The sequence below is a fragment of the Rhizobium sp. CCGE 510 genome (assembly GCF_000292525.1).
GTDB lineage: Bacteria > Pseudomonadota > Alphaproteobacteria > Rhizobiales > Rhizobiaceae > Rhizobium.
In genome coordinates, this window is record NZ_AEYF01000048.1 from 147,643 (window position 1) to 174,212 (window position 26,570).

General features: G+C 56.8%; 19 protein-coding genes. 6 read left to right on the forward strand and 13 right to left on the reverse strand.

Features of this window, described 5'->3' with window-relative positions:
• Positions 1 to 370: 370 nt before the first annotated feature.
• Entirely contained in the window at positions 371 to 3,457 is a 3,087-nt protein-coding gene (locus tag RCCGE510_RS29065; protein ID WP_007636273.1) for a DEAD/DEAH box helicase family protein, read from the forward strand.
• 476 nt (positions 3,458 to 3,933) lie between these two features.
• Here the strand turns inward: RCCGE510_RS29065 and RCCGE510_RS35745 are convergent, their stop codons facing one another.
• The 4 genes from RCCGE510_RS35745 to RCCGE510_RS29085 form a co-directional block, all read right to left on the reverse strand.
• Entirely contained in the window at positions 3,934 to 4,239 is a 306-nt protein-coding gene (locus tag RCCGE510_RS35745; protein WP_007636275.1) for a hypothetical protein, read from the reverse strand.
• Complete coding sequence (locus RCCGE510_RS29075) at positions 4,239 to 5,804, reverse strand: IS66 family transposase (protein WP_007636276.1); 1,566 nt, start codon at positions 5,802 to 5,804, stop codon at positions 4,239 to 4,241. The genes RCCGE510_RS35745 and RCCGE510_RS29075 overlap by 1 nt, the downstream gene beginning before the upstream one ends.
• Before the next feature lie 72 nt (positions 5,805 to 5,876).
• Positions 5,877 to 6,224, reverse strand: coding sequence for an IS66 family insertion sequence element accessory protein TnpB (gene tnpB, locus RCCGE510_RS29080; protein ID WP_007636277.1), 348 nt, complete (start codon positions 6,222 to 6,224; stop codon positions 5,877 to 5,879).
• Complete coding sequence (locus RCCGE510_RS29085; protein ID WP_007636278.1) at positions 6,221 to 6,583, reverse strand: transposase; 363 nt, start codon at positions 6,581 to 6,583, stop codon at positions 6,221 to 6,223. The genes tnpB and RCCGE510_RS29085 overlap by 4 nt, the downstream gene beginning before the upstream one ends.
• Positions 6,584 to 7,057: 474 nt before the next feature.
• Between RCCGE510_RS29085 and RCCGE510_RS29090 the strand changes: the two genes are divergently transcribed.
• Both RCCGE510_RS29090 and RCCGE510_RS29095 read left to right on the forward strand, forming a co-directional pair.
• The gene (locus RCCGE510_RS29090) at positions 7,058 to 7,525 is read left to right on the forward strand and encodes a hypothetical protein (RefSeq protein ID WP_007636279.1); all 468 of its coding nucleotides are present in this window, start codon (positions 7,058 to 7,060) and stop codon (positions 7,523 to 7,525) included.
• A gap of 337 nt (positions 7,526 to 7,862) precedes the next feature.
• Positions 7,863 to 8,303, forward strand: coding sequence for a hypothetical protein (locus tag RCCGE510_RS29095; protein WP_157179956.1), 441 nt, complete (start codon positions 7,863 to 7,865; stop codon positions 8,301 to 8,303).
• A gap of 304 nt (positions 8,304 to 8,607) precedes the next feature.
• On the opposite strand, the gene RCCGE510_RS29100 is transcribed toward RCCGE510_RS29095, so the two are convergent.
• Both RCCGE510_RS29100 and RCCGE510_RS29105 read right to left on the reverse strand, forming a co-directional pair.
• Positions 8,608 to 9,849: a hypothetical protein gene (locus RCCGE510_RS29100; RefSeq protein ID WP_007636282.1), complete on the reverse strand. Its 1,242-nt coding sequence runs from the start codon at positions 9,847 to 9,849 to the stop codon at positions 8,608 to 8,610.
• Positions 9,850 to 9,943: 94 nt separating this feature from the next.
• Positions 9,944 to 11,770 carry a hypothetical protein gene (locus RCCGE510_RS29105; RefSeq protein ID WP_007636283.1) on the reverse strand — a complete coding sequence of 609 codons (1,827 nt, stop codon included), beginning with the start codon at positions 11,768 to 11,770 and terminating at the stop codon, positions 9,944 to 9,946.
• A 425-nt stretch (positions 11,771 to 12,195) separates the two neighbouring features.
• On the opposite strand from RCCGE510_RS29105, the gene RCCGE510_RS29110 reads away from it, so the two are divergent.
• From RCCGE510_RS29110 to RCCGE510_RS29120, 3 genes are all read left to right on the forward strand, one after another.
• The gene (locus RCCGE510_RS29110) at positions 12,196 to 13,170 is read left to right on the forward strand and encodes a hypothetical protein (protein WP_007636284.1); all 975 of its coding nucleotides are present in this window, start codon (positions 12,196 to 12,198) and stop codon (positions 13,168 to 13,170) included.
• A 132-nt stretch (positions 13,171 to 13,302) separates the two neighbouring features.
• Complete coding sequence (locus tag RCCGE510_RS32935; protein WP_157179957.1) at positions 13,303 to 15,306, forward strand: hypothetical protein; 2,004 nt, start codon at positions 13,303 to 13,305, stop codon at positions 15,304 to 15,306.
• A 94-nt stretch (positions 15,307 to 15,400) separates the two neighbouring features.
• Positions 15,401 to 17,026, forward strand: coding sequence for a hypothetical protein (locus RCCGE510_RS29120; protein WP_157179958.1), 1,626 nt, complete (start codon positions 15,401 to 15,403; stop codon positions 17,024 to 17,026).
• A 66-nt stretch (positions 17,027 to 17,092) separates the two neighbouring features.
• Here the strand turns inward: RCCGE510_RS29120 and RCCGE510_RS34925 are convergent, their stop codons facing one another.
• The 7 genes from RCCGE510_RS34925 to RCCGE510_RS32940 form a co-directional block, all read right to left on the reverse strand.
• On the reverse strand, positions 17,093 to 17,992 hold the full coding sequence (locus RCCGE510_RS34925) for a hypothetical protein (protein WP_157179959.1): 900 nt from the start codon (positions 17,990 to 17,992) through the stop codon (positions 17,093 to 17,095).
• Entirely contained in the window at positions 17,973 to 20,249 is a 2,277-nt protein-coding gene (locus RCCGE510_RS29125; RefSeq protein WP_007636287.1) for an AAA family ATPase, read from the reverse strand. The genes RCCGE510_RS34925 and RCCGE510_RS29125 overlap by 20 nt, the downstream gene beginning before the upstream one ends.
• A gap of 58 nt (positions 20,250 to 20,307) precedes the next feature.
• A complete protein-coding gene (locus tag RCCGE510_RS29130; RefSeq protein ID WP_007636288.1) occupies positions 20,308 to 21,270 on the reverse strand; it encodes a hypothetical protein in 963 nt (320 codons plus the stop codon).
• Between the two features lie 47 nt (positions 21,271 to 21,317).
• Positions 21,318 to 22,694 carry an MBL fold metallo-hydrolase gene (locus tag RCCGE510_RS29135; protein ID WP_007636290.1) on the reverse strand — a complete coding sequence of 459 codons (1,377 nt, stop codon included), beginning with the start codon at positions 22,692 to 22,694 and terminating at the stop codon, positions 21,318 to 21,320.
• Positions 22,676 to 24,637, reverse strand: a complete 1,962-nt coding sequence (locus RCCGE510_RS29140) for a hypothetical protein (protein ID WP_007636292.1) — start codon at positions 24,635 to 24,637, stop codon at positions 22,676 to 22,678. The genes RCCGE510_RS29135 and RCCGE510_RS29140 overlap by 19 nt, the downstream gene beginning before the upstream one ends.
• Before the next feature lie 174 nt (positions 24,638 to 24,811).
• Entirely contained in the window at positions 24,812 to 25,627 is an 816-nt protein-coding gene (locus tag RCCGE510_RS29145) for a hypothetical protein (RefSeq protein WP_007636295.1), read from the reverse strand.
• Positions 25,628 to 25,681: 54 nt separating this feature from the next.
• A complete protein-coding gene (locus tag RCCGE510_RS32940) occupies positions 25,682 to 26,536 on the reverse strand; it encodes a DUF2272 domain-containing protein (RefSeq protein ID WP_192815366.1) in 855 nt (284 codons plus the stop codon).
• Positions 26,537 to 26,570 lie beyond the last annotated feature (34 nt).

Consider the following 26,570-nt stretch of genomic DNA (forward strand, 5'->3'; position numbering starts at 1 on the left):
ACAAGACTACTACCGACGGGACCAAGGGGTTATTTTGAAAGAGCTGGACATCGTCGCGCGAGACTTATTTGGCGAGCCTGTTACCGAACCAACGCGTCGCGATGGGAGGAAAAGGCTTCCCTATCGATCATCTCCAGATCCAGTCCCGCCGCCCCCCGAACCCGATCCCCGTAAGTTTAGGCTCTCAATTCCTCCTTTCGTTTCTATTGACGGCTCGATTGATAGGAATCCACTGCGCCAGTACGCGTGGAAGGGAAGGGTTCTTGAGGGTACGCTGGAACCGTTCTCTGTGAAGCGGCTGAGCGGCTTTCGCTTCCGGTCGATTGCGGGCGAAACGATTGTCATAGTCCCGAGGAAAACGCTGACAGTAATGGACAATGAACCGGTGCTTCTGGTGGCTGATGCGGAAACGCCTGAAGCCATACAGGACGTGCTCGAAACAGGCCGCGGAACCTGGTTGTCCCCGAAACCTGCTAGGCCCGCGACGATTCCGCTCGAAGAGGCGCGTGAGCTCTGCCAAAAGCCGCTCGAATCATGGCGCGGCAGATTCACTTTTCGGGAAGGTCACCGTGCAACAGCAACTACGGCCGCTGTTGCGGGCCTGAGAAGGCCCCAAGTAGGCGCTCTTCATGCGGCTCTCGCCCATATCACCAGCTCTTTAGAGCCGGCAACCATTGTCATGCCTACAGGGACCGGCAAGACGGAAACAATGCTTGCGATCTACGCTCATGAGCAGTTCGAGCGCCTCATGGTCGTTGTGCCTACGGACGCCCTGCGGGACCAGATTGCCAGCAAGTTCGAAACTATGGGGGTCCTGCAGGATCAGGAATGCCTTCCGGTCGATGCAGGATATCCTGTTGTTTTGCGTCTGGAACACATCCCGAAATCTACCGAAGACGTGGAAAAGTTGTTCGTGCGCTCGAATGTAATTGTGACGACAATGTCGATCGCAGGAAAGGCGAAGGCGGAAGTCCAGGAACGCATGGCGCAGATGTGCGGCGCGCTGTTTATCGATGAGGCGCATCACATAGGAGCAAAGACGTGGCGAGCATTTCGCGCGTGGTTCTCTGAAGCGGCGTCAGACAAGCTCATCTTCCAGTTTACGGCGACGCCGTTCCGCGAGGACGGCGGAAAAGTTGATGGCAAATTCATTTACTACTATCCACTGTCCAAGGCGCAGAATGAAGACTACTTCGGGAGGATTGCCTTCCGCGCCGTCAGCGATCTGGATGGCGATGAGGCCGATGATGAAATCATGCGCCTTGTCGGAGAGACACTGGACCGAGACATCGCGGCGGGACACAGCCACCTTGCCATGGTACGTTGCAAGAAGATTGCCCGCGCCAAGGATCTACACAGGAAGTATGCCGCCGCGCTGGCACGCTACAATCCGGTCATCGTCCATAGCGATCAGAGCGATACAGAACGTCGCCTGAATCTTGCTGCTCTTCGCCGTTTTGACAGCCGGATCATCGTATGTGTCGACATGCTCGGCGAGGGTTTCGATCTTCCGGAACTGAAGATCGCTGGCGTTCACGACGTTTTTGCCAGCGTCGCGGTTACTCTACAGTTCGTGGGGCGGTTTGCCCGTGGGCGGGACGATCTGGGTATCGCAACAGTGGTCGCCAATACCGATCAGGATCGCGTAGATCGCGCGCTCGCCAAGCTTTACGCTGAAGAGGCGGACTGGAATATTCTGGTATCAACTATCAATTCAGATCGCTTCGGCCGCGAAATGGGGCGTGCCGAGGTGCTTGCGGGCTTCACCGGCGAACTGAGAGAGATCCCGCTTCAGACCATCGAGCCAACGATGAGCACTATAGTGTTCCGGGTGAAGGAGTGTGAAAACTGGGACCCGCACAGGATCGAGGACGTTGTGCCGGTCGGATCGTTTATAGGCATGAAACTTAATCAGAAGGAGCGCATCGCCGTCAGCATTCTCCGGCATGAGAAGATTGCCAAGTGGACGACATCAGCGACAGCGACAGACGTTGTGTGGGAACTGGTCCTCGCGCACTGGGACGAGAATACGAGCCTCCTCTATCTTACCAGCACAGGAGGTGCAGCGACGGACTTTCTGGCGAAGGCTATCTGCGGCGATCAGACGACACGTATTAGGGATCAGGCTGTGTTCCGGTGCTTCCACGATTTCAATCAGCTGGTTATCCGCAATCTCGGTATGACGCACCGGCAGGGCGCCGGGACCCGCTATTCTATGCTGATGGGTATCGACGTTAGCGACGGCATCGACAGTTTGATGAAATCCGAGCGCATTCAGAATAACATCTTCGGATCGGGGTTCGAAGGCGGAGAACCCCGGACACTGGGGTGCTCCATAAAAGGAAAATTCTGGTCACAGTCACGCATCCATGACCTGACAGACTGGACCGAATGGTGTCACCGCATCGGGGCTTTGCTCGACAACGATAGCATTCCGGACTCTGCGGCCTTCGCGTCAGCAATGAGGCCGCAGTTAATAACGACACGGCCCGACGCCCATCCTCTAGTTATCTACTGGCCCATGAGCCTGCTTCTTTCGTTCGAAGAGCGAGTCGAAATTTCCTTCGGCGACGTTTCCCACCCGTTCGCCGAGTGTGAGGTTGCGCTCTCAAGCAACGATCGCAGCGGCCCATTGAAATTCGAGGTGCGGGCTCACGATACCAGCGCTTCGTTCGAGATTGGATTCACGGCGACCGATGCAACGTACACTCAGACATCCGGACCTGCCTGCCGCATCAAAACGCCGCGTCACGACTTGTCGATGGCGGAGTATTTTGCGGACGATGCTCCGCAGATTGATTTCGGCGATGGTTCGTTTCTCATATACTCGCATCTTTATGTTCCACCTAAGGAACTGGACCTGGCTTCCATCATGGACAGTGCGGTCGTGCCTTGGAATTGGACGGGCACCAATCCCAGGATCGAGTCACAGGGACCGGAGCGTCGGGCAGACTCGATCCAGTACCGGGTCATTGAGGAATTGAAGAAGGGAGACTACGACATCATCTTTGATGATGACGGAACTGGTGAATTCGCGGACGTGATCGCAATCAAGATTCGGGAAACAAAAGTCGAAGTGCTGATGTGTCATTGCAAGTACGCGCACACCGATACCGGCGCGGCGCGGCTGGACGATCTGTACGAAGTTGCCGGTCAGTCATTGAAGTCAGTTCAGTTCTGTCACAAACCAAAACGCTTCCTCCGGAATATGATGAATCGCGAGAAACGCCGTCTGGAAAGGGGAGAAACAACCCGCTTTGACCGCGGCACGCTCGGCACGTTGCGAAAGCTATACGCCAGCTGGGATCAGTACCGGTTCGAGTACAGGGTTTGGATTGTGCAGCCGGGAATATCAAAGAGAGCTGCAACCCCGCCGATCCTTCAATTGCTCGGGCTGGTGGAGAAGGCGCTGATTGATCATCGTCGTATCCCTTTGACAGTCATTGTCCGGGATTGATCCTTAATCAACTAATTGCTCTCCTTTCGCCTACATCAATGTCTCGCGCCTGCGAAGCCGTCTGCTTACTCTGCCTAGTTTCATGATTATCAGTGACTTAGTGTGCTAAGATTCGTTATCAATGGTTCGAATCCTTTCAAGGCGAACGCCCATCAGGAATCCCCCCTTGCAGCAGACCTCGCCGACCGGGTTCCAACCTCAGACGAAATGCGATCCGCGCCTCGCTAGACTTCGATGCCTTCACTAACGGAGGAGAGTTTGGCAGCTCTGGCCGAGGAGCACGCGGTCGCACCGTCCGGAAATCAGCGCGCCCGAGCTCGTGTCGATTCCCCAATAGGCGCCAAAATTGGCGTGTGATCGAGTGGCAACGAGCGTCGCCTCATCGGTAGCTTTACGCCCAGGCTGCAACTGTTCGCTCAGGCTCCTGCGACGTGAGCGTCCGGTGAACCCATTTTCGCGTGGTTGAGGGAGCGAAGCTATAGGACGCGTTTCATTTCATCTGCCATGACGCGCTCGATGATCTCGGGGTCGCATTGTTCGTCGACGAGGAACTGGTGGATACCACCATCCCACGTCCTTATGTCGGTTAGGAGATTTTGAAGTTCGTCGATACCATTCTCGGTCAGACCCTTCGTGCCATCTTCAGTGCCATCGCTGACGTAAACCAGTTCTCCCTCGGAGATGTTGTCCGAGTTGGCGGTCACCTCTTCGATCAGTTCGAGGTTCTCGCCGATCATGGCGGCGACTTGCTTGAGCGTGTAGATGAATCTCGAGCGTGCCATCACACAACCTCGCATCGGTCTTTCGCTGGCGGCCAGTTCCAGGGCAATAGGTCCTCAAGTCGGTCCTTGGGGTGATCCTGGATCCGGGTCAGGACGTCTTTCAGATAGACCTCCGGATTGTGGCCGTGCAATTTGACCGTTTCGATGATGGTCAGGATGTTGGCGATGCGCTCACCGCCCTTATCCGAGCCGGCGAAGAGCCAATTTTTCCTTCCAATTCCAAGTGGACGCATGGCTCGTTCAGCTATGTTGTTATCGATTTCGACACGGCCATCGTCGATGTAAACGCTCAACGCTGCCCATCGAGAAAGGGCATATCGCATTGCCTCGGCCAGCTTCTGCTTCTGCGGCAACATCGAAAGCGTGTCTTCGATCCAGACCTTCAGTTCTTCCAGAATGGGCCTGGCGTGTTGTTGGCGCAGTGTACGCCGCTGGTCGGCCGGCATGCCGCGGATACGATCCTCGATATCGTAGAGCGCGCCGATGCGCGACAGCGCTTCGTCAGCGATCGGCGATGGCTTCAGCTTGATCACGTCATGGAACTTGCGGCGCACATGCGCCATGCAGGCGGCCTCGACGATCTGGTTGCCGTAGAGCTTCTTGTAACCCCCATAGCCATCGGCATGCATCACGCCGCTGAAGTTTGCGAGATGGTCAGCCGGATGCACGCCCTTTCGGTCAGGGCTATAGTAGTAGGCGATTGCTCCGGGAGTGGGATCTTGATAGCCACTGCCGTCGAAGACGTAGACCCAGACCCTGCCGGTTTTTGTCTTGCCCCGTCCGGGGTCGAGAACATCGACGGGGGTATCGTCCGTATGTATTCGGTCAAGCGCGGCGATATGGGCCCTGATAGCAAAGACGAGCGGCGCAAGCAGACCCGATACGCGGCCGACCCAGTCAGCCATTACGGATCGGGAGATGTCTATCCCCAACCGATCGTACATCTCGGACAGGCGGTAGAGGGGGATGTGATCGTCGAATTTGGCGATCATGATATGGGCGAGCAGTCCCGGTCCGGGTTTGCCGCGCTCGATCGGCAGGGTCGGCATCTCACCCGCTACCGTCGTGTCGCACTCCCTGCAGATCATGCGCTTTTCGACATGGCGAACAATCTTGACCGACGCCGGCACGTGCTCCAACACCTGGACCACCCTGTCGGCGGCCTTCAGGAACGAAGTGCCACCACAGGTCGGGCAATTGCAGGGGCCCGCATAGACCATCTCTTCGGTGGGAAGACCATCGGGCAATGGTTTGCGCTTCGGCTTGTCCGGCGCGTCGTCCAATTCCGGCAGAGGAGTTTTCCCGGAGCGCATTTCAGCCTCGGCACGGGAGGCCTCAATCTCCTCCAGCATCAGTTCAAATTGCTCTATCTTCCGGTCGATCTTTTCCGAAGACGCGCCATGCTGCCGGTGTCGGAGCAATTTCAGTTGTGCCCGCAATAGCCCGATTATGGAGTCGCGCTTGATGACCTCGGCTTCCTGGCTCTCAAGTTTCGCCGCCTGTTCCGCGACGAGTGCGCGCAAAGCAGTTAGCTCGTCCTGACTGTCCAGCGGCGATGTTTCCATACCCGAAAATCTAGCCGATTTGCCCCTGGCACGCCACCAATATACCCCGGATGCCCCTGCAAAATATAGCTTTTATCCCGTTCGACCGGGAGCGGAAGTCCACGCCGGGCGTCGCCAATCGATCCCCTCAACGAGCATCGAAAGCTGCGCCTGCGTCAGGTGCGCCACGCCCTCTTTCGCCGTCGGCCAGGGAAAGTATCCGCGCTCCAAAATCTTGTAGAACAGGCAGAACCCTTGACCGTCCCACCAAAGAAGCTTGATCCGATCAGCGCGTTTTCCGCGGAAGCCGAAGATCGCGCCGGAGCCCGGTGCCTCCTTGATCGCCGCCTCGACCAGCGCCGATAGACCATCAATGCCACGCCGCATATCCGTCACCCCGCAGGCCAGATAGACACGCACATTCCCCGAAGGACCGATCATGCCGCCTCCAGACAGGCCACCAGCGACATAAGCAGCTTCAGTTCAACGTCAATCGGAACCTTCAAGCACCGACCGTTTCGGAGCAAGATCTCGACAACCGCTGGCCCCGATAGCGTAGTAGACGCCTGGCTTACGCCCACCTCCTCGGTGATCTCAACCGGAAGGAACATCGCCGGTCGGTCAACATAGCTGAATGACTGCCGCCACAAGCGGATCTGCCCAGGATGAATGTCATGCCGGCGAGCCACATCACCAATGCGAGCACCAGGTTCATCCGCCTCCACCAATATCCTCAGTTTCGCCTCGTCCGACCAGCGCCGTCTGCGCTCAGTACCGGACATGATCTCAATTCGAGCCATGAAACCTCTTTGATCTGGTATTAATGTCAGCACTAACGCCGGTTCTAATGCCAGAACATCGCCTGATTTGCCCGATCAGCAAAAACCGATCACCGGACGCTCACCCTGCGACGCAGTGCTCTCACCTGATTGTCCGTCACGTCGAGAATGCGCGCAGCTGATCAGCCCAGCCGTCGCCAACCTTCGCGTCGCGGCTGAAAGGTGCCCCACCGTGTCGCTCGTTGGCATCATTGCATTGGCGACCTGGCAAGGGGCGGTTGGCACGGATCAGTTGCTCGCAGCTTCTCATCATTGGCGTTCCCTGTTCGCTTGGCCGATTGGAACCTTGCTCGGACAGTTGATGGGTTTTGGCCAACGGAACCGCATCATGAATGACATGGTATCCGCCTCGCGGGTGTATCCACGCCACAGGCCAGGGAAGCACTTCGAGTCCTTGCTGACATCAGGACCTTTGCAGCCATCGCTCCGCTCACTATGTGCTACTGGTTTGCGGGATGGTGGATTGCCTGGAGCCTCGGATTTGCAAGCGCATATGCTTCGCTCTGGAAAACGCAGTTCTTCATCCTGTGGATCGTGTCGATAGCGCTCTTCGCTTTCGTCGGCATTGTACCGGCCCATAGCTTCAAGAAAACGGTCTCGGAATTGTCTGGAGGAGCCGAAGGTCGGGCGTCGCGCGAGGAACAGATCACGCAAGCGCAAAATGACCTTGAGCAGTGGCATCAATCATGGGCCGATCGCTCGCGTCATCAGCGACAGCGGGTAGACGAGCTTGAGGACTTCATCAAGAACCTCAGGGAACAGCAGATCGAATACAGGTTCCTGAACACGAACCTGCTGATCGCGCTGCTCGTCGTCAATCTTTTCATCCTGGCTGCACCGATTGCGGTCGAACTGTTTGCCGCCCCGGTCCTCAATCCGGCTTTTCAGGGGACGAAGGCATGACTAGCGCGATATCGATCACCTTCCCACCGGCGATGGCGACTGTTTCTTCGTTGAAGCCCGCAGCTTTCGTTTGCTGATCGATGGTGGGAGATCACAGACGGGGAAATTGCGCTGCCGGCCTTTCTGGCAAACCTGCCGGCCAGAGCCGGCAAGCCGACAATCGACCTTATGGTGCTAACGCACGTCGATGCCGACCACATTGCGGGCTTGTTGACGTTTCTCGCCAAGCCCGGAGGTGTCACGATCGGGGAGGTCTGGTTCAACGGTCTTGACCATCATAAGCGGTCGGCCTGTTGTGCCGCCGCCAGCTCCCATCCCCAAGACACCTTTCGGTACGTTGAATGTCATCCAAGCCCTCAATTTTCATCAGCTCGTGCAGGCACTGCAGATACCATGGAACCAGAAAAGCGCGGGCGGGGCCATCATGATAGAGCAATGCTCGCCGCTTCCGCGGTTTGACCTGTGCGATGGACTTTCGCTGACGCTGCTTGGCCCGCCCAAGCAAAAGCTTGCGAAGTTTTACCCACAGTGGGCTGCGGCCGTCCGCGACTTGAACGTACCGCCAACACTTGCGGCGAGACCAAAGACTATCCCAACCGTCTACACTGGCCATTCTTGCCAGTCAGGAGGATACCGAAGATTAAACTTTGCCGAACGGCGCGAGCATCGCGTCGCCCTAAAGGCCAGCGAGGGCAAGACAATCAAGCGCGTCCTCTTTGCCGCGGATGCCCATCCCGACGATACTATCGATGGCGCTCAAGCGCTACAGCAGCGATGAGCGCGTTTTCTCGACGCGATCAAAGTATCACACCATGGCAGCGTGAAAAATAATACCTCAGCCCTGATCGCCTGTCTGTCTTGCCCGATGGCTTGTTTCCACCGACTGTTCACGCCATAGTCATCCGGACCCTGAGGGATCGCACGTATCGTCTTGTCGGCGGAAAGGGGAAAGGGGAAAGGCACCCATTGTCATTTATCGCTCGCCGGTCAACAAGCACTGGGACGGTGACCAACTCAAGCGAGAATTTGGATATGAGACCTGTTATGGCAGTGGAAAAACGCCGTTGACGATCGATGTATAGTCAGTCGCCGACAGGCGGAGCGGTCCCTCGCGTTATCCAGGTTTGCGCCGGATTGAGATCCCTGATCACGAGAGTTCGGTTTGTCACGTCCCACTTTGCTTGACGAACGTTGTCAATCATGGCGCTCCTCAACATCGCAAAACCGTCCTCGGACTCTATGAATGACGCACTCGATGAAAACGGCACCCTAGCTGCAATCTGACTCTGAGTAGAAGAACCAGAGGGAGCGGCGAGGACCTTGAGAAAATCACGTCCCGAATTTAGGTTTACGGCGAAAATCCAGCCATCACAGGTATTCGGGATGTCCTCTATTTCCGGAAAGATCGGGTCGCGCCCTATCAGAAAATCCTCACCCCCGCAGGCGACAATCCAGAAGCCCTGGTTTTGTCGCTCGGCGTCAGGGTCATCGTCAAAGCTGTCAATGGCGTTCACCACATTTGGAGCATTCGCGAGCAGGAATACTGCCCGGTAGTTTCCTCGCCTCAAGGCAGTCGACACCATTGTCGTCACTGTCGAGGAAGTGGTCGGCGTGGCCGGCCCCGTACCATGCGCAGGTTCGGCAACCGCGACAAAGGCGGCTGTGGCTGAGGTGGTTGCGCCTGGCATGGCCGCAAATGCCAACGCATAGCCGTGCTCGATCGATGCGAAGGGTCCGCCACCTGCCGCCATTGGAGGGGGTACCCGATAGACATAAGGATCGACTTGTGCCGCAAACGCGCTTTTTGCTCGGCTGTCCGCGCCAGATTGGGACGCCGATGTCGTAATCGATCCCTTCGCCTCGACCAGGACATGCTCGCCGCTGACATATTCATAAACGAAGTCCGCCAATCCTCCTTTCGCGGGCCTCTTGATCAACTGCTCCGAAACGTCGCGCCAGACATAACCGCCCAGCGACTGCATGAAGAGATCCGTGACGCCGGCGCCGACGCGGCCCGAAAACGCGGTCCTTTCGGCGTCGGCCAGATCCTTCACGTCATCAATGAATGCAAAGACGGCGGCAATGTCGTCGACCAGATACCGGAGCAGGGGTCGGCAGCTTACCAACAGCGCCGTCGTCAATCCGACCGGCGCTCTCTTCATCGCCGTGCAGCGCGCAATGCTCTGGAAGAGGTCCGGAGCGTGAAAGCTGAAAGTCGACGGGATCGCCGGCGGTACAAAACTGCCTCTTTTTGTGTGGGTCGTTGAAACCCCGTGCCGACGTGGCTTGAGATCCTTATGCGTTTTTGCCCAGGGTGTGGCCATCCGTCAGCTCCCGTCAGGTGCGATTGGTGGTAATTACTGCGCTTGCGACTGCGAGAAGGACTGCCATGCCCCCAAACGCCTAATCGTTTCCTTGTCAACGATGCCCGCCGGCCAGCCGGAGAAGCCTGACGCCAGGTGGACATCCCTCCAGCTCGATCGGCTGGCACCTGAGGTTCATAAGACTGTCGGCTCCGTCATCGTCGGTGATCACCGTCAGGGAGCTGTGCGCGGCAAGCAATTCCTCGACCGAAGCAGCCAAGGATGTTGCCGAGCCAAGCTGATTTGCTACAATCCAGTCTCGCAATGCCGTGCGCCGAAGTTTTCCTCGAATCTCTTTATCGATCAGGTAGAAATCAAGTTCTTCATACTCGGGTTGACCGATCAGCGCCTGGAACCACGCGCTCCCGAGGATGGACGACATCGACGCCGAAACATCGAGGGCCACTGCTTCGGTCGTACCGAGCACGTTTGCCGCAGACGCATTGACGAACGGTTCACCGACGACTACTCGGACCATGTCGCGGAACTGCAAACAAACAGCTTTTGAGTCGGGATTGAAGTGCCCAAGCATCACGCACCGCGTTTTGTCGGCGCCCAACAATTCGATATAGTCGGCTTTCATCGGTCCGTAGTTGACAAGTATGACCTTTGCCTTCGGATGGGCTCGGGCATAGTCAGATAGGGCCGCACCAAAATTCGAGACCGATTCCTTCTTGTAATGCTTGACCTCGATCACGAGCGGGCACTCGGAAGGGGCCGGCCCTTTCGTCCACATGCTGAAATCAGGCTGAACTCCCGCCTTTCTAGATTTTCCGATGGGGTCACTCAACGGCGTCCAACGCTCCGTAAAAAGGCTGAGCAAAGGGATGGAGCTCGCTATTTCGGCAAGCCGTGTTTCCGAGAATGCAAAGCTCAGGACGCCTTCGGCATGATTGACCCTAATCTCATGTCCTTCAAAGGCATCGACGATGCGCGTGCCTACCCATACACCAAAGAACTCGTAGCGGCGCTTCCAGGCCGGCAGGGAGAGGATGCGCTCCAGCGTCCGGATGTCGAGCTTCGTGCTGAAACGACGTCTATCGAAGGTCGAGTATACCTCCGCGAGCCGTGCTCCGAATGCCTTCCTCTGGTCCGCAGGCTCTTTCAGGAGGTTTCCGAGGTATCGTACGTGTGACTCCAGCCAATAGTCGGTCTCTGATTGCGCGACCGTCCAGGGATGAAAGGCGTCGGATGCGTCAGACTGGTAGTGCCGCGCCCTGTGCTGTTCACGCATCTCTTCCTGGCTTAAGCCGCTTTGCTTTATGACGTGAAGGGCTGCCATGGTCACCCTTGCCGCATCATCCAGACCTAGGGGCTGCCGCTCTGGCGCAAGACTGTCGGGAAGCGGTAGATACTTGCCCGCCCGATAGGCTGCCAGCCACTCATCAACGTCCGGTATGCCAACCGCAGCCGACCGGCTGATATCGGGGCGCTCCGATCGAAGATAGTCGCTCCCGCCTATTTCCCATCGCAGTGAGTTGAACGCAAAGGCATGTTCTCGGTCGAGCGCCGGTACATCGATGTCGAAATCGACCTCTGCCCATGTCTCAAGGAACTCCTCGAAATGGCTAAGTTCAACCAGGTCGTCGCCAACGGCAAGCTTCCACTGGCCCTGTCCAAAGCGTGCGCCCGAGGTCTCGAAAAACGACAATATGTCCTTGAACATTGACGCAAACGGTTGGATTGAAGCCAGCAGCGCGGATACGAATTCAGCCAGCGGCACGTTTGCGAGAGCGGCATCAAGGTTCGAAGCGTCGGGGTTCAACCGTCGCTTCAAATCGTCGGCGAGATCCTGATCTCTGCCTGACGGCTCCAGCCCGCCAACTGCCGAGAGCGACCGCCAGGCACTCCGGCTGTCGCGATGGATTTTTTCGTCGCTCATGACATCCCCATTTCCGGCTCCTTCACAAAGCGCGGAAGGCGCGCATTTCACGACTTTGCCCTGGCGCAGGACATTAGCACACCGCAAAAGGTTTGTTCGGTGCAATCTATCGATGCTCATGTGGCTCATCGATGCAAGTTAGACGGCAGACATTCAGTCAAGACATCTGGACAGGGATTGGTGCGCTCGCTAGCTCTGCAGCTGGACCGTGGGGGATAGCTGCGGGTCGCGGTTTGAATAAAGCCCTGCCGGCTAATCCAAAAGGAGATACCTACCCCGTTTGTGCGAATGGACTGGGTTGCATAAAAATGTACAGTTCATCATCGGTTGCGGCTGATATCCTCTGCTGCACCAAAGGCTGATCGTTCAAACGATCTACAAAGGTAACAGCTTTTCGGCTCCACACGTCCAGCGAGGTCTCTGACATGGCTCATGCTGACGACCAGCAAAGGTTGACGAAAGCAGTGAACACTTTCTCGACGGTCAATCTCGCAATTCAGGACCAAGCCTGGCCGGCCAACGTCAAAACCGCGCTGCAACAAGTCGACGAGGTCCGCAAAAAACGCGCCCAATATTACGAAAATCTACGCGAGGCCAGTGCGCGCTGGGTCCACGGATCGAGACGGTTTCTCGCCATTTCCGGTTCTGTCGCTTTTCTATTGACGGCGACTGCAGCCGCTGTGCGCTTCTTTCCACCGGCCGCGCAATCTATTGAATATGACAAATGGCTGCTGCTCTGCGCGCTGGCAATTTATGCCCTTATGGGCGCGGTCAGCTTCTATGAGAACGCCACAGACCGCGCGAGTGCTTATTTCCGACACGTCACGATCATCCTACAAATGCGCGACCTGTGGGGGAAATTCCAGTTTGAGGTCTTCAAGGAAATTCCCGTGGCCATCGGCGACAATAAGGATGTCGCCGCCGCGAGTGCGGCGCAAGCCAGGATCATCGGCCTTTGCCAAGCGCTTTCGGCCGATCTAGACAAGATGACCGAGACAGAGGCAGGCGAATGGCGGGTGGATTTCATGGCCTCCCTATCCGAGCTTGCGACGGCGACCAAGCAGGGCAGCACGGCGACGCTCACAGGCCTTGATGAGCAGCTCAAGCGGGCAGAAAAGGCCGCACAGGACGTAACGGCGGCAGCCTCACGCGTGGAGCAGGCGCTTCGCCCGAGCCACATCAACCTGACTCTCACGGGCACCTTTGATGGTACGGTCGTGATCTCGATCGATGATACCGAGGTGGCGCAAACGAGCGGCAAGCAGATTGCGCTTGCAAATGTAAGGCCTGGTTCACGCAAGCTCGCGGCCCGAGCCACCAAGGGCACGGCGCCCCTCGAGGTCTCGCGCATGATCGATGTCGCCGCAGGTACGCAGGACGTGACCCTGGCGCTGGCCTGACAGAAGGCTATCTTGCGGCGGGGAAAAGAGGCACGACATGATACTCAGCTTCGGAGGGAGCCAATGGATGATAGAGACCTAATATCAAAGCCTATTTCCAGACGACTCCGGATCTTTTCCTTTGATCCGAGCGTGGCGGCGCGTTTCGAGCTGGCTCGGATTGGTGAGATCACTATTTCCATCCCGTGGGAGGACCTGGCACCGGGTCCTGTGGGCGAATATATCGAAGTCGTCGACGTTGATCCGGAGAGCGACGTTATCTATGCGCCCGTCGACTTGGATCAGGCTTGGCTTCTGGCCCAGGATGGCCATGCACCATCCGAGGGCAATCCGCAGTTTCACCAGCAGATGGTCTACGCGGTGGCGATGACGACGGTCGGTCATTTCCAGCAGGCGCTTGGCCGCACCGCACTTTGGTCGCTCTATCGGGAGCCGGGCAATCCGCGGAAATATTTCGTCCGGCGGCTGCGCATCTATCCGCATGCGCTGCGCGACCGCAACGCCTATTACAGCCCAGACAAGAAATCGCTTCTGTTCGGGTATTTCCCGGTCGACCGCAAGGACAAGGACAACACGCCGGGCACGCTCGTACATACCTGCCTGTCACATGACATCATCGCGCACGAGACGACACACGCTCTGCTCGATGGTGTGCATCCGCGGTTCAATGAGCCGGTCAATCAAGATGTCTTCGCCTTCCACGAGGCCTTCGCCGACATCGTTGCCCTCTTCCAGCACTTTACCTATCCAGCAGCGCTGAGGGACCAGATCGCCCGCACCCGAGGCGACCTTGAGGCTGAAAGCCTGCTGGGCCAGCTCGCGCAACAGTTCGGCCTTGCGGCCGGGCGCGGCGGATCGCTGCGCGACGCGCTTGGCAAGCCCGATCCGGTAACAAAAGTCTGGACGCCCACCAGGCCAGATGTTCGCGCACTCGAAAAGACAAGCGAGCCACATGCCCGTGGCGCAATCCTTGTCGCCGCCGTGTTCCGCGCCTTCCTGACGGTCTATAAGGCACGCAGCCGCGACCTCGTGCGGATAGCCAGTGACGGTACCGGTGTGCTGCGCGCTGGCGACATCCACCCCGATCTTGCAGCCCGTCTGGCAGAAGAAGCGGCGCGTTGCGCGGCCTACGTCTTGCAGATGTGTATCCGGGCGATCGACTATTGCCCGCCGGTCGGCATTACCTTCGGCGATTATCTTCGCGCCTTGGTCACGGCCGATACCGACCTCAACCCCGAAGATCCGTTGGGATATAGATTGGCCTTCGTCGAGAGCTTTCGCGCATGGGGCATCCATCCGCGCGGCATCCGCTCGATGTCGGTCGAAAGCCTGCTATGGCCCTCTGCCAAGGACCTAATCACGGAGCTCATCTTCGCCAGTCCACGCGAAGGGGAAAATTCCAAGGATCGCATCACGCGCCTAAACCAAGCCCTTGGTTTCATGAGCGCCAAATATGAAAGTGTCCGAAGCGACAGCCGCTGGAACGAGAAGAAGCCGGAACAGTCCGTGTCGCTAGCGGCGCGGGCAGCTCCTGCCAATTTCGAACCGCTGCCTTTCGACGACACGGATCGCTATCAGATATGGCGTGATGCCGAAGACATGTCGCTGTTGTTCTGGAAATGGTTCGACGACGACAATCAGGTTCTTGCCCATGCGCTTGGCATTATCAAAAATGACAATGCCAGCCTCATTCGCTTAGACAGTGACAAGGTGCCGCGCAAGCCGACGGTCTATCAAGATAATGCGGGATACAAAGTCGAAATTCATTCGGTGCGCACCGCCAACCGCCGTGGGCGCCAGGGGTGGACGACGTCCGAACTGGTGGTCGAGATCACCCAGCGGCGGCGCGGTTATCTCGACGAGACGAAGCAACGCCAGATGGATGCGAGCGCTACGGCGATCGCGGAAAAGGAACGCGGCGACTTCTATTACCGGTCCGGCTGCACGCTGCTGATCAATCCGAAAACCATGGAAATCCGCCGCGTCATTCGCACGGCCGGGACGATCGACGACGACGTCGAGCTCTCCCGCGTGCGCGATTTCCTGACCGGCGGCGGGTTTGAACCCGCCAATGCTTTTGCCATGCCGCGCAACGCGATACGGGCGCACGAACCATTTGCGATGCTTCATAGGTAGGAGGAAGACAATGGCGAGACGGCGAATTTCGGTATCCAAAAATTCTGCGTCCACCGATCGTCTTGTTCCGCCACCAGGCGGCGCGGTCGTGCGCATGTATCGCATCGGCCACGGCGACTGTTTTCTCATTGCGCTTGCCGGCGAAAAAGACGATGCGCCGGCCTATATCCTGATCGACTGCGGCTACAAGCCGGGCTCGACAAAGATGATCCGCAAGGGCGTCCCTAACTCCGACGGCAGTGTGAACCTTTTGCCGGCAGCCGATCAGCCGACGGTCAAGGAGATCATCAGCAACATTATCGAAACGACTGGTGGACGTGTCGATGTTGCGATCGTAACCCATGAGCACCAGGATCACGTCAACGCGATCACCGAGGCCAATTTTGGCGATAGTGAAGACGGGCTGCAGATCGGCGAGACATGGTTCGCCTGGACAGAAGATCCAGAAGACGACGTCGCCAACGATTTGCGCAGGAGGTTCAAGGACAATCTGCTGGGGCTGATCGGCGCCCGGCAGCGGCTGAACCAGCTGGCCTTGGGCGTGCCCGCGGGCGAGGGCGGCGCGCTCGTGGAACGAGTCAGACTGATCGATGACATGCTGGCCTTCGAGCTTGGCGGGGAAGAAGAAGAGCCGTTTGCCGACGCAGGAGTGGGCGGTGCAATTGGCGCCTTCGGAATGAGCATGGCATTCGGTGCTGCTGCCTTTGCCGCATCTAAGAACAAGACGTCGATGAAGCTATTCAGGGACAAGGCACGAAACGGTGTGCGTTATATCCGGCCGCATGAGGCGATCATCAACGTGCCAGGCGCCAGAAGTGCACGTGCCTTTTCGCTCGGACCACCACGCGATCCGACGCTTCTTGCGACGTTAGATCCACAAGGCGAGGAAGAATTTCATTTCGGCGCGCGGCTGCGGCTTGCCGCCGACACGTCCGCGCCAACTTCCGCCGACATTGCGCATCCGCGCAGAGCTGAAGGCGCCGGTTCGCCCTTCGCGGCCAAATATCGCGTGCCGTTGTCGCAGGCTGCAACCGATCCGAGGACAGGCAGTTTTTTCCAACGCGTCTACGGCACCGAAGCCGCAGTTGCAAATGTGCCATCGACGGCGCCCGGCGAGCCTTATCACGTTCTTGATAATGCAAAATTCCGCCGCATCGACGACGACTGGCTGGACACGGCAGAGCGTATCGCCCTTGACATGAACGACCAAACTAACAACGCTAGCCTTGTTCTCGCCTTCGAACTCGCGCCCGGTGGCAAGGTTCTGCTTTTTGCCGCCGACGCCCAACGTGGCAACTGGCTATCATGGGGCGATCAACCGTTTCGAGACGGCGAGAATGAGATCACCGCTCAAGACCTTCTAGCACGAACGGTCCTTTATAAATGCGGTCACCACGGAAGCCACAACGCCACACTGAACGGCGCTGTCGATGATCCGAAGCCCAATCTGTCCTGGATGGGCAAAGGCGAGCACACGCGCGAATTTACCGCCCTGATCACGGCAGTGCGAGCCTGGGCTGAAACGCAAAAGGGGTGGGACCATCCGCTGAAGGCGATCAAGGATGCCCTTTTGAAAAAGGCGGCCGGTCGAGTATTCCAGACCGATACCGATATGAGTCAGATGATCAAACCCGATGGTGCCAGCGATCAGGAATGGGCGTCCTTCATGACCAGGCATCACGGTCAACGGCTTTATTTCGATATCTGCATATCGCCCTAAAAGGTGCGTGGTCCCACGTGGAAGTGGCGCGGATTGTACAACGTCGGACATGGGATCTATCTTTTCTCAACGATTTCTGCGCTTGAAATTGTGGATTGGCGGAGCTTGGTCGCGCCAGTAATAATACAGCATATCCGGCAGCAGCTTCAGAAACCCCGGTTGGCGGGCTTCGATAATCTGCCGCGCCATCTCAAGATAGGGCTGGTCATCAGTTAAATGTCGCGCAAGGGCGCACAAATGATAAGCCCGCCGACGCTCTATATTCGGGCCCGCAGGTGATTGCATTTCTTCTTCGAGGCGTTCGAGCTCTCCGAGGATTCTGAGGGCCACGTCGCGACGGGCGTCACAGAGTTCTGTCCGATCAAGAGCAAGTATCCTAATCGTTGCTTTACCGCGCGGCGACGGCGTTCCGTCGCGTAACGGCTTGGGTTCAATCTTACCGTCTCGAAAGAAAGCAAGATGCTTCGACGGAGGAACCTTTCCACATGGATCCAATAGCAGGTGGGATTCACGGTTGACTCGGCTGCGCGCAGCGTATTTTGGAAGCGGCGGCGTAGTGCCCATCAATGGAAAGTCATTCCCCTTACCACCCGTAACTGTTACACCACCAGACTCATATCGGTTTGGGCGATTACACAAGATACATGAGGGCAGCAGGTTGTTCCACGAGCTGGCAAGCCAATAGTAGCCAGGCTTTATCAAGTCGCGCCCGATCCGGATTGCGTTCTTTGGACGGAAATGATCGATATCGATCGGTTGAACCACCATCATCCTCGATTCGCAATAAGCGCATTTTTTGTGAAATAGTCGTTTCAACTCCTCGGCGACAGTGGGGTCCTTGTAAGCAGTAAACGTCCACGACGATTTGGGAGGTGGACAGCCGTAAAAATCTAGAACCTTTGGAAGTTCGATTGCAGCCGCGGTTTTAAGGCTCGCAGGAATGGCGCTACGGCTGACTCTGATCATCAGGCGCCCTCCTGTCCCCGTTCGCTATTGGCACCGGCGCGATCTCCCGCCAGAGCCTTGCCAGCGAGACTTTGGTTTCTTTGCGGGCTTCCGACCGCTCGCCACCATCGGCTAAATCGCGTTCCTTCGCGAGATATTCGTCTATTGTTTCAAGCATGAGTCGTTCTCGCCGATCATTGCCGAGCACCGAGCGACTCTTCAACTCCTGGGAGACGCGCGCCAATCGTTCGCTGCCTGAGGGGGGCGCACCAGACCGTTTTGCGTTAATATATTCATTGAACCAGGCATCGAGCTCCGGATCTGTCGTGCTATAAAGTCCGAAGAGTTCAGACGTGAGCAATTGTTCAACGCGCATCCAGCCTGGGAACGGTGCCTCCAGAATAGCGAACGTTTCGCCTTTGGCGTTCGCACGAAGGACGATGACCTCGCCGTTTTCAAGGCCTCGCAGGCATAGCGGATCGTGTGTGGACGCAATGAACTGAACACGGGGAAAAGCATTGCGCAGCCCCGACACGACGCGCAATCTCCATCGCGGATGCAAATGTGCCCCAAGCTCGTCGATAAGAACAATGCCCTCGGCTACCTCCATTGCATCCCAGTAATGAGACAGGACACGCATGATGTCCGTGGTGACCCCGATAACCGATTGATAGCCATCACTCAGCTGGGAGAGTGGAATATCCCCATCGGTTGTCCTTACAACAATTTTGCCGTTGGTGCGGATCAATTGCTCGGGGCCGTCAAGCACGAAAAACAGCTCCTTCAACGCTCTGGCATAATCGTCGAACTTGGCTTGCGGAATTTTGTTTAACCAGGCTTCGGCGTCGCCGACGGGCTCGAATGGATCAAACAAATTCTCAAGCTTTGCATAAGTGGCGACAAAGCGAGGGGGTGCTGACTTGCGTGGTAAGAGCCGGGTTGCTCCATAACCGAGGATAAGGACTTTAGCCTGGTCTGCAGAGGCGTGGAAACCACGCGCGTCGATGCGCAGTGTCAACGGCTCAGCGAAATTCGATAAGACCACCTTGATGTGGGCCTCGCTTGTATTCCGTCGTAGAAAATTAGTTGCTTGAAGATCCAACTCTTCCAGGTACTTGGCACCGCACAGAGTCATTGCGATGGCCTGCAATATGCTGGATTTTCCTAAGCCATTATCGCCGAGGAGCATAGTCCAAGGTGCTCGCTGGGAATCGCCGGACTGGAAGTCAAGTCTAAGGTTCTTAATTTTTCGGAAATTCTTGATCTCGACTGACTGGACTACACGCGTCCTGGCAAAAAAAGACGGGCTGCCCGTGCCGCTTTCGACTGAATAGAGCGATTCCTCAAGTTCGTTCAACAAGTAATCTTTGACCAACCGCTTCATTTGTCCCGCCGCCGGAACGATGGTTGGCAACGAGGAGACGAGGGACATAACGGAAGGATCCCGCAGCATCTCGCTAGCAACGCCCAAGAGTTTCCCCACCACCTTCCGGAGAGGCAATTCGCGCGAGCCCACGCCTGCCGCTTTCTTAAGTTCGCGTGCGACTACCTGCCGCTTGGCTGCGAGAAATGGTTGGCTTGGGTCAGAAACGATCCGTTGCAGTTCATCGAACCATCGATCACCAATGTCGTTCAGGTTGCGTTGGCGCAAGGTTTCGAGCAGCTCGGCAAGTGCGGCGCGGCGTGCCATCACCAACTCGTGGCGGTTGAGCGCCAAGACCTCGATAGTTGTCGCACCCTGCTTGCTCAGCGGCGTGACAAGGCCTTTTTCGTCGAAGGCGAGATGAGCATCGGGATCATCCCGACAGGGGTCGAGCAGCAGCGCCTTTTCTTTTGCATCGATCTCAGAAGCAGGTGTTTCCTTCGGCGCACGCGGTCCATCGACAGGAAATCGGCGCCCCTTACATCGCCCACATGCTGTGCAAGCCGCGTAGAGATTGCTCCATTCGTAGGCCAGCCACCAATAGTGGTCTTGCGAGATGGAGCCGTCCAAGTTGGACGAGAAACCACGTGATCGGTATCTGTCGACTTCACCTGTCGCAACCGTGCCGATCGGCGATTCACAATAGGCGCATTTGCCGTTGAAAAGCGTATGAATGGCAGCGCGCACCTCCGGCGCGTAGATTATGTCTGTATTAAAGCGGAAACGCGTCTGCCGCCGCCTCGTTGGCGCGCGGCGGAAATGTTTTTCAGCCCGTTCGCGCTCCTCGATCAATTCGCGGCTGTCGTCCGCCAGTATTTTTGGTACAGGAACGCTTTTGCGATCGATCACTATCATTTTGTGCCCCCAAATAGGTTAAGCTATTACCGAGTCCACACGTTTCAGGTTGAGCGAGCTACGGCAGAGTGATTGGGTAATTCTGTAGGCCAGGCTTGACCTCTACCACTGCAGATTGATTGATGTCCTGGGTTCCTTTCTTCGCCCGGACCTCAATTTCACGTATTCCAGGTACGATGCCGCGGAGGGCGAACTTCTTCATCACCGGCTTATCGTGCCGTTTCGCCTGGTCGACCAGCACGACGAGGTTTCCGTCAAAGTCGCCGCTCACGGTCACATTGATATCTCCCGGGACCAGCGCGGCTTTCGCCTGTTCCGCGGCGGCCTTTGCTTCTTCGGCAGCCTTCGTAACCTTATCCATCGCAGTTTGGAGGTCGGCGTTGACTTTACCAATGCCCTCCTTGGCAGCCGTATCCAGTTCTTTGAGAGATTCAATGAATTCAGTGCGCCATTCGGTCTGTTCGGTCGAAACCAAGGTGTCGAGATCCTTGCAGAGGGCGCGTGCGAGTTCGATCGCCCTATCACGCGCCGCATTTGGGTCGTTTCCAGCAATTTTATCCAGCCCCGGATATTCCTTGAGCATCGTGAGCTGAAACTCGTTCCACAAGTTGCGGATCGCGATCGTGATTGTCAGATGACGAAAGTAGGAGGTACTGAGATCTGTTCCACGCTCGAACAGAGCGATCGCACCCATGAATGCGTATATGATGAAAGCCCCAATCAAGCTCCTCGTCTGCCATTCTTTTAGCCAAGTCTCTTGTGATCCGGCAACCGCCGCGATTCCGGCAAATGCCGTTAGAAGCAGGGCAAAGGCTCCAAGCGTGGCGAGGGTCCTGCGTGCGGCATTGATCCACCCCGAATTCCTGTTTCGAAGCGTGCGATAGAAATTCTCTCGATCACTTTTGAGCTTTTCTGCTGCCTCATAGAGCCACTTGAAAAACGCGGCGAAATCCTTCTCCGTGATCTGAGCCAATTGGGCATCAAGCGTACTGAATGTATCCCCATTTTCTTCCTGCGACATCCCCAGGACTCCTTTCGGACCAGTCACGAACGGCATCTTTACGTCGTCTAGTCGAACGTCACATCGATGAATCCATTGTTCCTGCGAATACGCTCGAAATCCGTGCGCGGTGGCTGCAAATTATTTAGCCAGTCGCGCTCATATGCATCGAAGTCGGCGGCATCTTTCGGCTGGTAATTGCCCAGGTCGTCAGCATAGCTCGTGGCGCCGGCGACCCGTCGTGCGATTTCCTTTAGCAACTGGCCGCGGGGAATGGTGCGGTATTTGCTGCGCTCGGTCGAAACCACCGCGCGGGCAGTCGGTGCATTTCCAGCTTTGGGCAGCGGAAGGATCGCGTCAAGGATCCTTGCTTCCTCGGTAATCGCGCCCGATCCCATGTCCCAGGGGGTGGCGTTTTCACTGCCATGATGACCGATTTTCAGGAACTCTACGGGTTGGGCTAGCAGTTCGTTTCGCTCCTTCCACATAACGTTCCAGGAGCCGTTCATCTTCCCTTCTTTGAAAGCGCCGTGCCATTCGGCATCGCCGACGAATAGCAGCCGCTTGCCCTTCCATTCGATCAGCAGCACAACACTGGAGTTGTTCTTCAGCTTGCCGTCGAGGTCCGCGAAGGCAAGTGCGTTGGATTGCATGCGGGCGCGCAGAGCGCGAAACGCCGCCGGTCCGATGTTTTTCGGTTCAGGTGTTGTTTCGGTCGGGGGTGTTGACGCAGTTTCATTCTCGACCGAGTTCCCAGCCTCCACCTCATCCTGCGCTGCGAACGCGGTGGCACCGATTATCCCTTTCAAATTGGTTTGGACGACTTCGCCGAGATAGAACCGATCGAAATCGAATTCCGGCGCCAGAACATGAATTTTCGCATTCGGATGCAGCTCGATCCCGTGGTCCTTATGGGTCTGGCCGGCGTGGACATAAGTTGGCTCTCTGTCTTCCCCGAGCAAGGCGTGGCGAAGTGTGTTCATGGCGCCTGCATTGCCGATCTCGAAAACGGACACGAGTTCGGCAAGCCGCGGACTGAGCGCCGGACCGAGCGATGTGAGGCTGGCCATCGCTGTCTCCGCCACCTTTCGCACCTTGCGTGTCTTGCCTGCCTGCGGATGCTTCGGGTTCATCGCGCAGTTCATCCAGACATTGCCGACGGCAAATTCGTTCCAGAGCGTCGGGTCGAATCCTGCGATGTGGTCCTTGTGTTCATGAGTGACGACAACCAGATCGAGGCGCTTTTTCACGCCGTCGGATGCCGTCGGAAGTTCGGTCGCCAACTGCTTGAGTGCCGCGGCGAGGAGCGTTTCAGAACTCCAGGTGCCACAGTCGATCAGCATGTGAAAGGCGTCGTTGTAACTGTCGCTGTCGCCGGGAATCCGCACGTAAATGCAGTCACCCAGGCCGACGTCGTAAACGCGTATCAGGAGCTCGTTTTCCATCGCAGACCCCTTAAGCTGTAATCGTAATGGTCATCATTTTTATTTCTATCTTTATTGCCGTGGTCATCGTCATCATCGTGGATGTGGAAATGCGGGGAGAGCTCGAAACGCAACTGGCCTCCTGCCTCGCGGACGATGAGCGGCGGCGTAAGCGCGCCGACCAAACCTTCCGGACCTGCGAGTTCTTCGCCCACCATACCTTCGTCGATACGTCGCTCTAGTGCCTCGAGATACGCGGCCCGCCGCTCTTTGCCGGCTTTCCACTCCGCAAGGGCAAGCGCTTCTTCACCGTTCGGTTTTCTTCCGGCGTCTATCTTGGCCTGGCCAGCTAAAGCCTTGGCCGAGGGTTCACTGCCGGGCTTGCGCGCCCACGAGAGCATGCTGCCGTTTTCGTCAAGAACCATGGTCGCGCCACACAGGAGGCTGGTGGTCTGGCCGTTATAAGGGCCGAAACGCTCGCCTTCGAGCGAGACATCCTCGCGCCAAAGGTATTGGAGGATCACCTGCTTGGGCATGAAAAGCCCACGGCCGACCATCTTCTTCGCCGTAAAGACCTCGTCGACGATGATATCGACTGAGGCAGGGATATAGAGATCATCGCGATTGTCATCGAGATAGCGATAGGCTTCAGCGCGGGAACTTGCGATCACTGTCGGATCATGTGTGATATCGCCCGGCACTCGATCATAAAGTCCGGCCGGCTCCAGCAGCTCGTCGACCTCTTCTCGAGTGAGGATTTCCCGGGTCAGGAAGGCCTCGGCGATCATCTTGCGATAGCCCCTGGGATCGGTCGGATCGGCAATCAAGAGATTGCGCAGCACTGCACTTGCATAGTCATTGAACGTAACCTCGACTGGCGGCAGGAGGTCGAGCGATTGAATCGCAATCATCTGCATGCGCGGCACGGAAAAGGCAAGTGCCTGTTTGGCCGATAGTTTCTTGCCGTCGGCTCTCTCACGATCAAGGTATTGCTTGGTTAGCTTGATCAGTATGTCGAACATGGTACCAGTCAGCACCGTGGAAAGGGCATGGACCTCCATCTCGTTCTTGTATTTGCTCAGCTTGTCCTGATTGGCGCCACTACGCAAATATTCCTGATTGCCTACCGCTCGACCAAACTCTGCCGCGACTGACGACAGCAGTTCACCCTCGGATTTGCGGTCGAGAAGGCCGCCGGTGCGTTCAGCCAGCTTCTGGCGGAAGGCGGTGTTGCGTAGCGACATCAGGATCGCCGTTAGGTCGCCAAGGAATTCGTGGAACGCGCCGGTCTGAGGCGACACGGCTTCGAGGTAGTGAGGCCGAATTCCGTCGAGCAAAGCGTGGGTAAACTCATGGTTGACAATATCGCTGGACAAGCACGTGCGAACGCGCTGGCCGTTCTTGTCATCGAAATAGTAGAATTGTAGCGAGTGGCTCTTACGATCGTAATAGGCGTTGGCGCCGTAGCCGGCGTTCGGGACGATCAGTAAGCGGTTGCCCTCGAATGCCCAGGAGATGCGCCGGCCAAGTCCGCTTGGTCCTTCGAAATAGTTCAGGGTATTTTGCACTATCGCCCAGGTGCTGACTTGCCGAAATTGGGGTGACTGCTTGATCGCTGCGTCAATCGGAAGCTCGTTTGGGTCGCGGAATAGTTTGGCGTCGCTATCCCATCGGGACGGCTCGTCTAGTTTGTTGGTAGTACTGTCAAAGTCGACGACGGCGAAGCGTGCGCTGGTGGGTCCGTCGCCAATGCCGGGCTCCCATGGCACATAAAAATTCTTGTCAATCTCGAGACCAGGATTCTCTTTTGCGACCAAAGGATCCTTGTAATAGACGTCAAAGCGGCGCTCGAGCCCTAACTTTCGCCGCGTTCCTTCATCGAGAAACCGGCGGGACGCGTAAAGGTCGCGCAGATCATCAGGGCTGAGTGTCAGCGCCCCGTCTACTATTGGTTCCACCGCCATGTATCCTCCCAGGACGTTTGGTGCACCTTCCGGCGCAGCAATATAAACCTGCAGCACAAGCTTGCGTCACGGATGTAGTCAAATTCCGCCCGCAGGCGGAGACACCTACCGGCCGTGCGAGCCCAGCGTAGCTACCACTAGGCTCACCGCAAAACTCCACCTGCAATCAACGATCTAGAGACCCTCTTTAGAAAAGTTGTGCTCTCCAGAATTCACCCAACCTTTGCCCACGGCGATCGTGCCCTTGCGGTTGATGACGACGTGGCGCCAGGTCGGATTCGCCGTCGCCGAACGCAGGTAGGTCAAGCACAAGAGCTCCAGTCGTTCGTCGCTGCTATCTCTCCAGAGAACCGCGTTCTTGTGTGCATCTTTCACGTGGCCTGATGAGCCCTTCAAGCCAGCCAGATAATCGCAGATCAAATCATCGACTTTGTCCGGCGTGTTGAATGACATGAAGTCCGCAACCTTCTTCGGCGTTTGGCCCTCGAGCGATCCGTTTTGTGTAGCGAGGTCGAAAAACCAGCAGTAGAGCCGCTTGCTCGGAGCGGTGTTGTCACGGCCCTTGGCCCAGGCTGTGGCCATTGTTAGAGCCGTGTCTGCCTTTACACCGATCTTTTTATCCTGCTCGGCGCGCATTTCCAGGGATCCCATCAGCGCCATTAGTTCCGCAAGAGCGTCCTTAAGAAGCTTTTTCTTGGATTGCCATCCGCGCACAATCGTCAGGCCATCTTTCACCGTTCCGGCACATGCCTCCCACATTTTCGCACCATGAGTGGGCATCAGCGTCTGCACGCGCGTCTTGCCAACGGCCTTTACCATCGGCTGCAAAGACTTCATGCCGATGTTCCACTGCAAGGCGCCGCAAGAGATACCCATACCGTCGAAATCACCCACGACCTTGGTATAGGGATCCGTGCTCGACGTTTCGTATCCGCAGGTTATTGCAACGCCGGCCGAGCGCCAGTCATCTGGAAGGGCAGCTGATGCCATTTGAATAGTCCTCCGTCGTGACTTCGTGAATACAATCCGCAGGCATAGTGGCAGTCATGCCACCATGTTTCGCATCAGCATGAAAACTGTGTTGTCGCTCTTGAAGCTTCCGCCGCTGGGACCAGTGAGGTGCCCCGTGCTGTTGATCGTGTATTTCTTTCGACCAACCGTATCCGACTCGACATTGGCGCCGATTGCGTAGAGGTATCCAGATTTGATATCGCAGATGACGTCTGTGTGAGACGTAAAGCCGGCACTTTGCCCGGCGCTCTTATAGTCTTGTTGCGTTCCGCGCCATTGACATACGAGATCGCCGACACGGACGGCCTGTTCGTTCAATTGATACCCCCAAAACGGGGCGTCCGGATCCTTCGCTTTTCTCGCGACAACGCTGTTGTGAATGTAAGTCGCATGCAATCTGCTGAATTGGAAGTTCTTATAACCTTTCGCGCGGCGTATGAATGCGCTCATACCGGCTGCCGACCACGGCCAGTCCGGATGGCTCGTATTGTAGACGTCGTTGCCGTTCTTGTCCTTGAGGACCTTGCCTTTCTCGTCCCTCTTGAAGGGTGGCATGCCCTGACCAAGCTCTTTCCAAATCTCTACGACAAGATCGTAGTATGGACTGGTGTCCTCCTTACCCCTTCCAAAGGCAAAGGCTTCCCAATAGTGAGCCGCAGACTGGATCAATCTTACGATCGCGTCACTTGCCGGGACTTTCAGGTTTTTGTCAGACACATATCCTTTTTCACCGTTAGCGGTTTCAACGGATTTCCATTTTCCTGTGGAGCCCGGAATAGACGTGAGTGCGGTCCCAAATGGCAGATTTCGCTTTATGGCGCCGGAATCGGGTGCATCCCGTAGATTGGCGCCGCCATCGGTATTGCTGACGATATAGTCGACCATCATTTCCCCCATTCGGTGCAGTTGTCAGTCGCATATG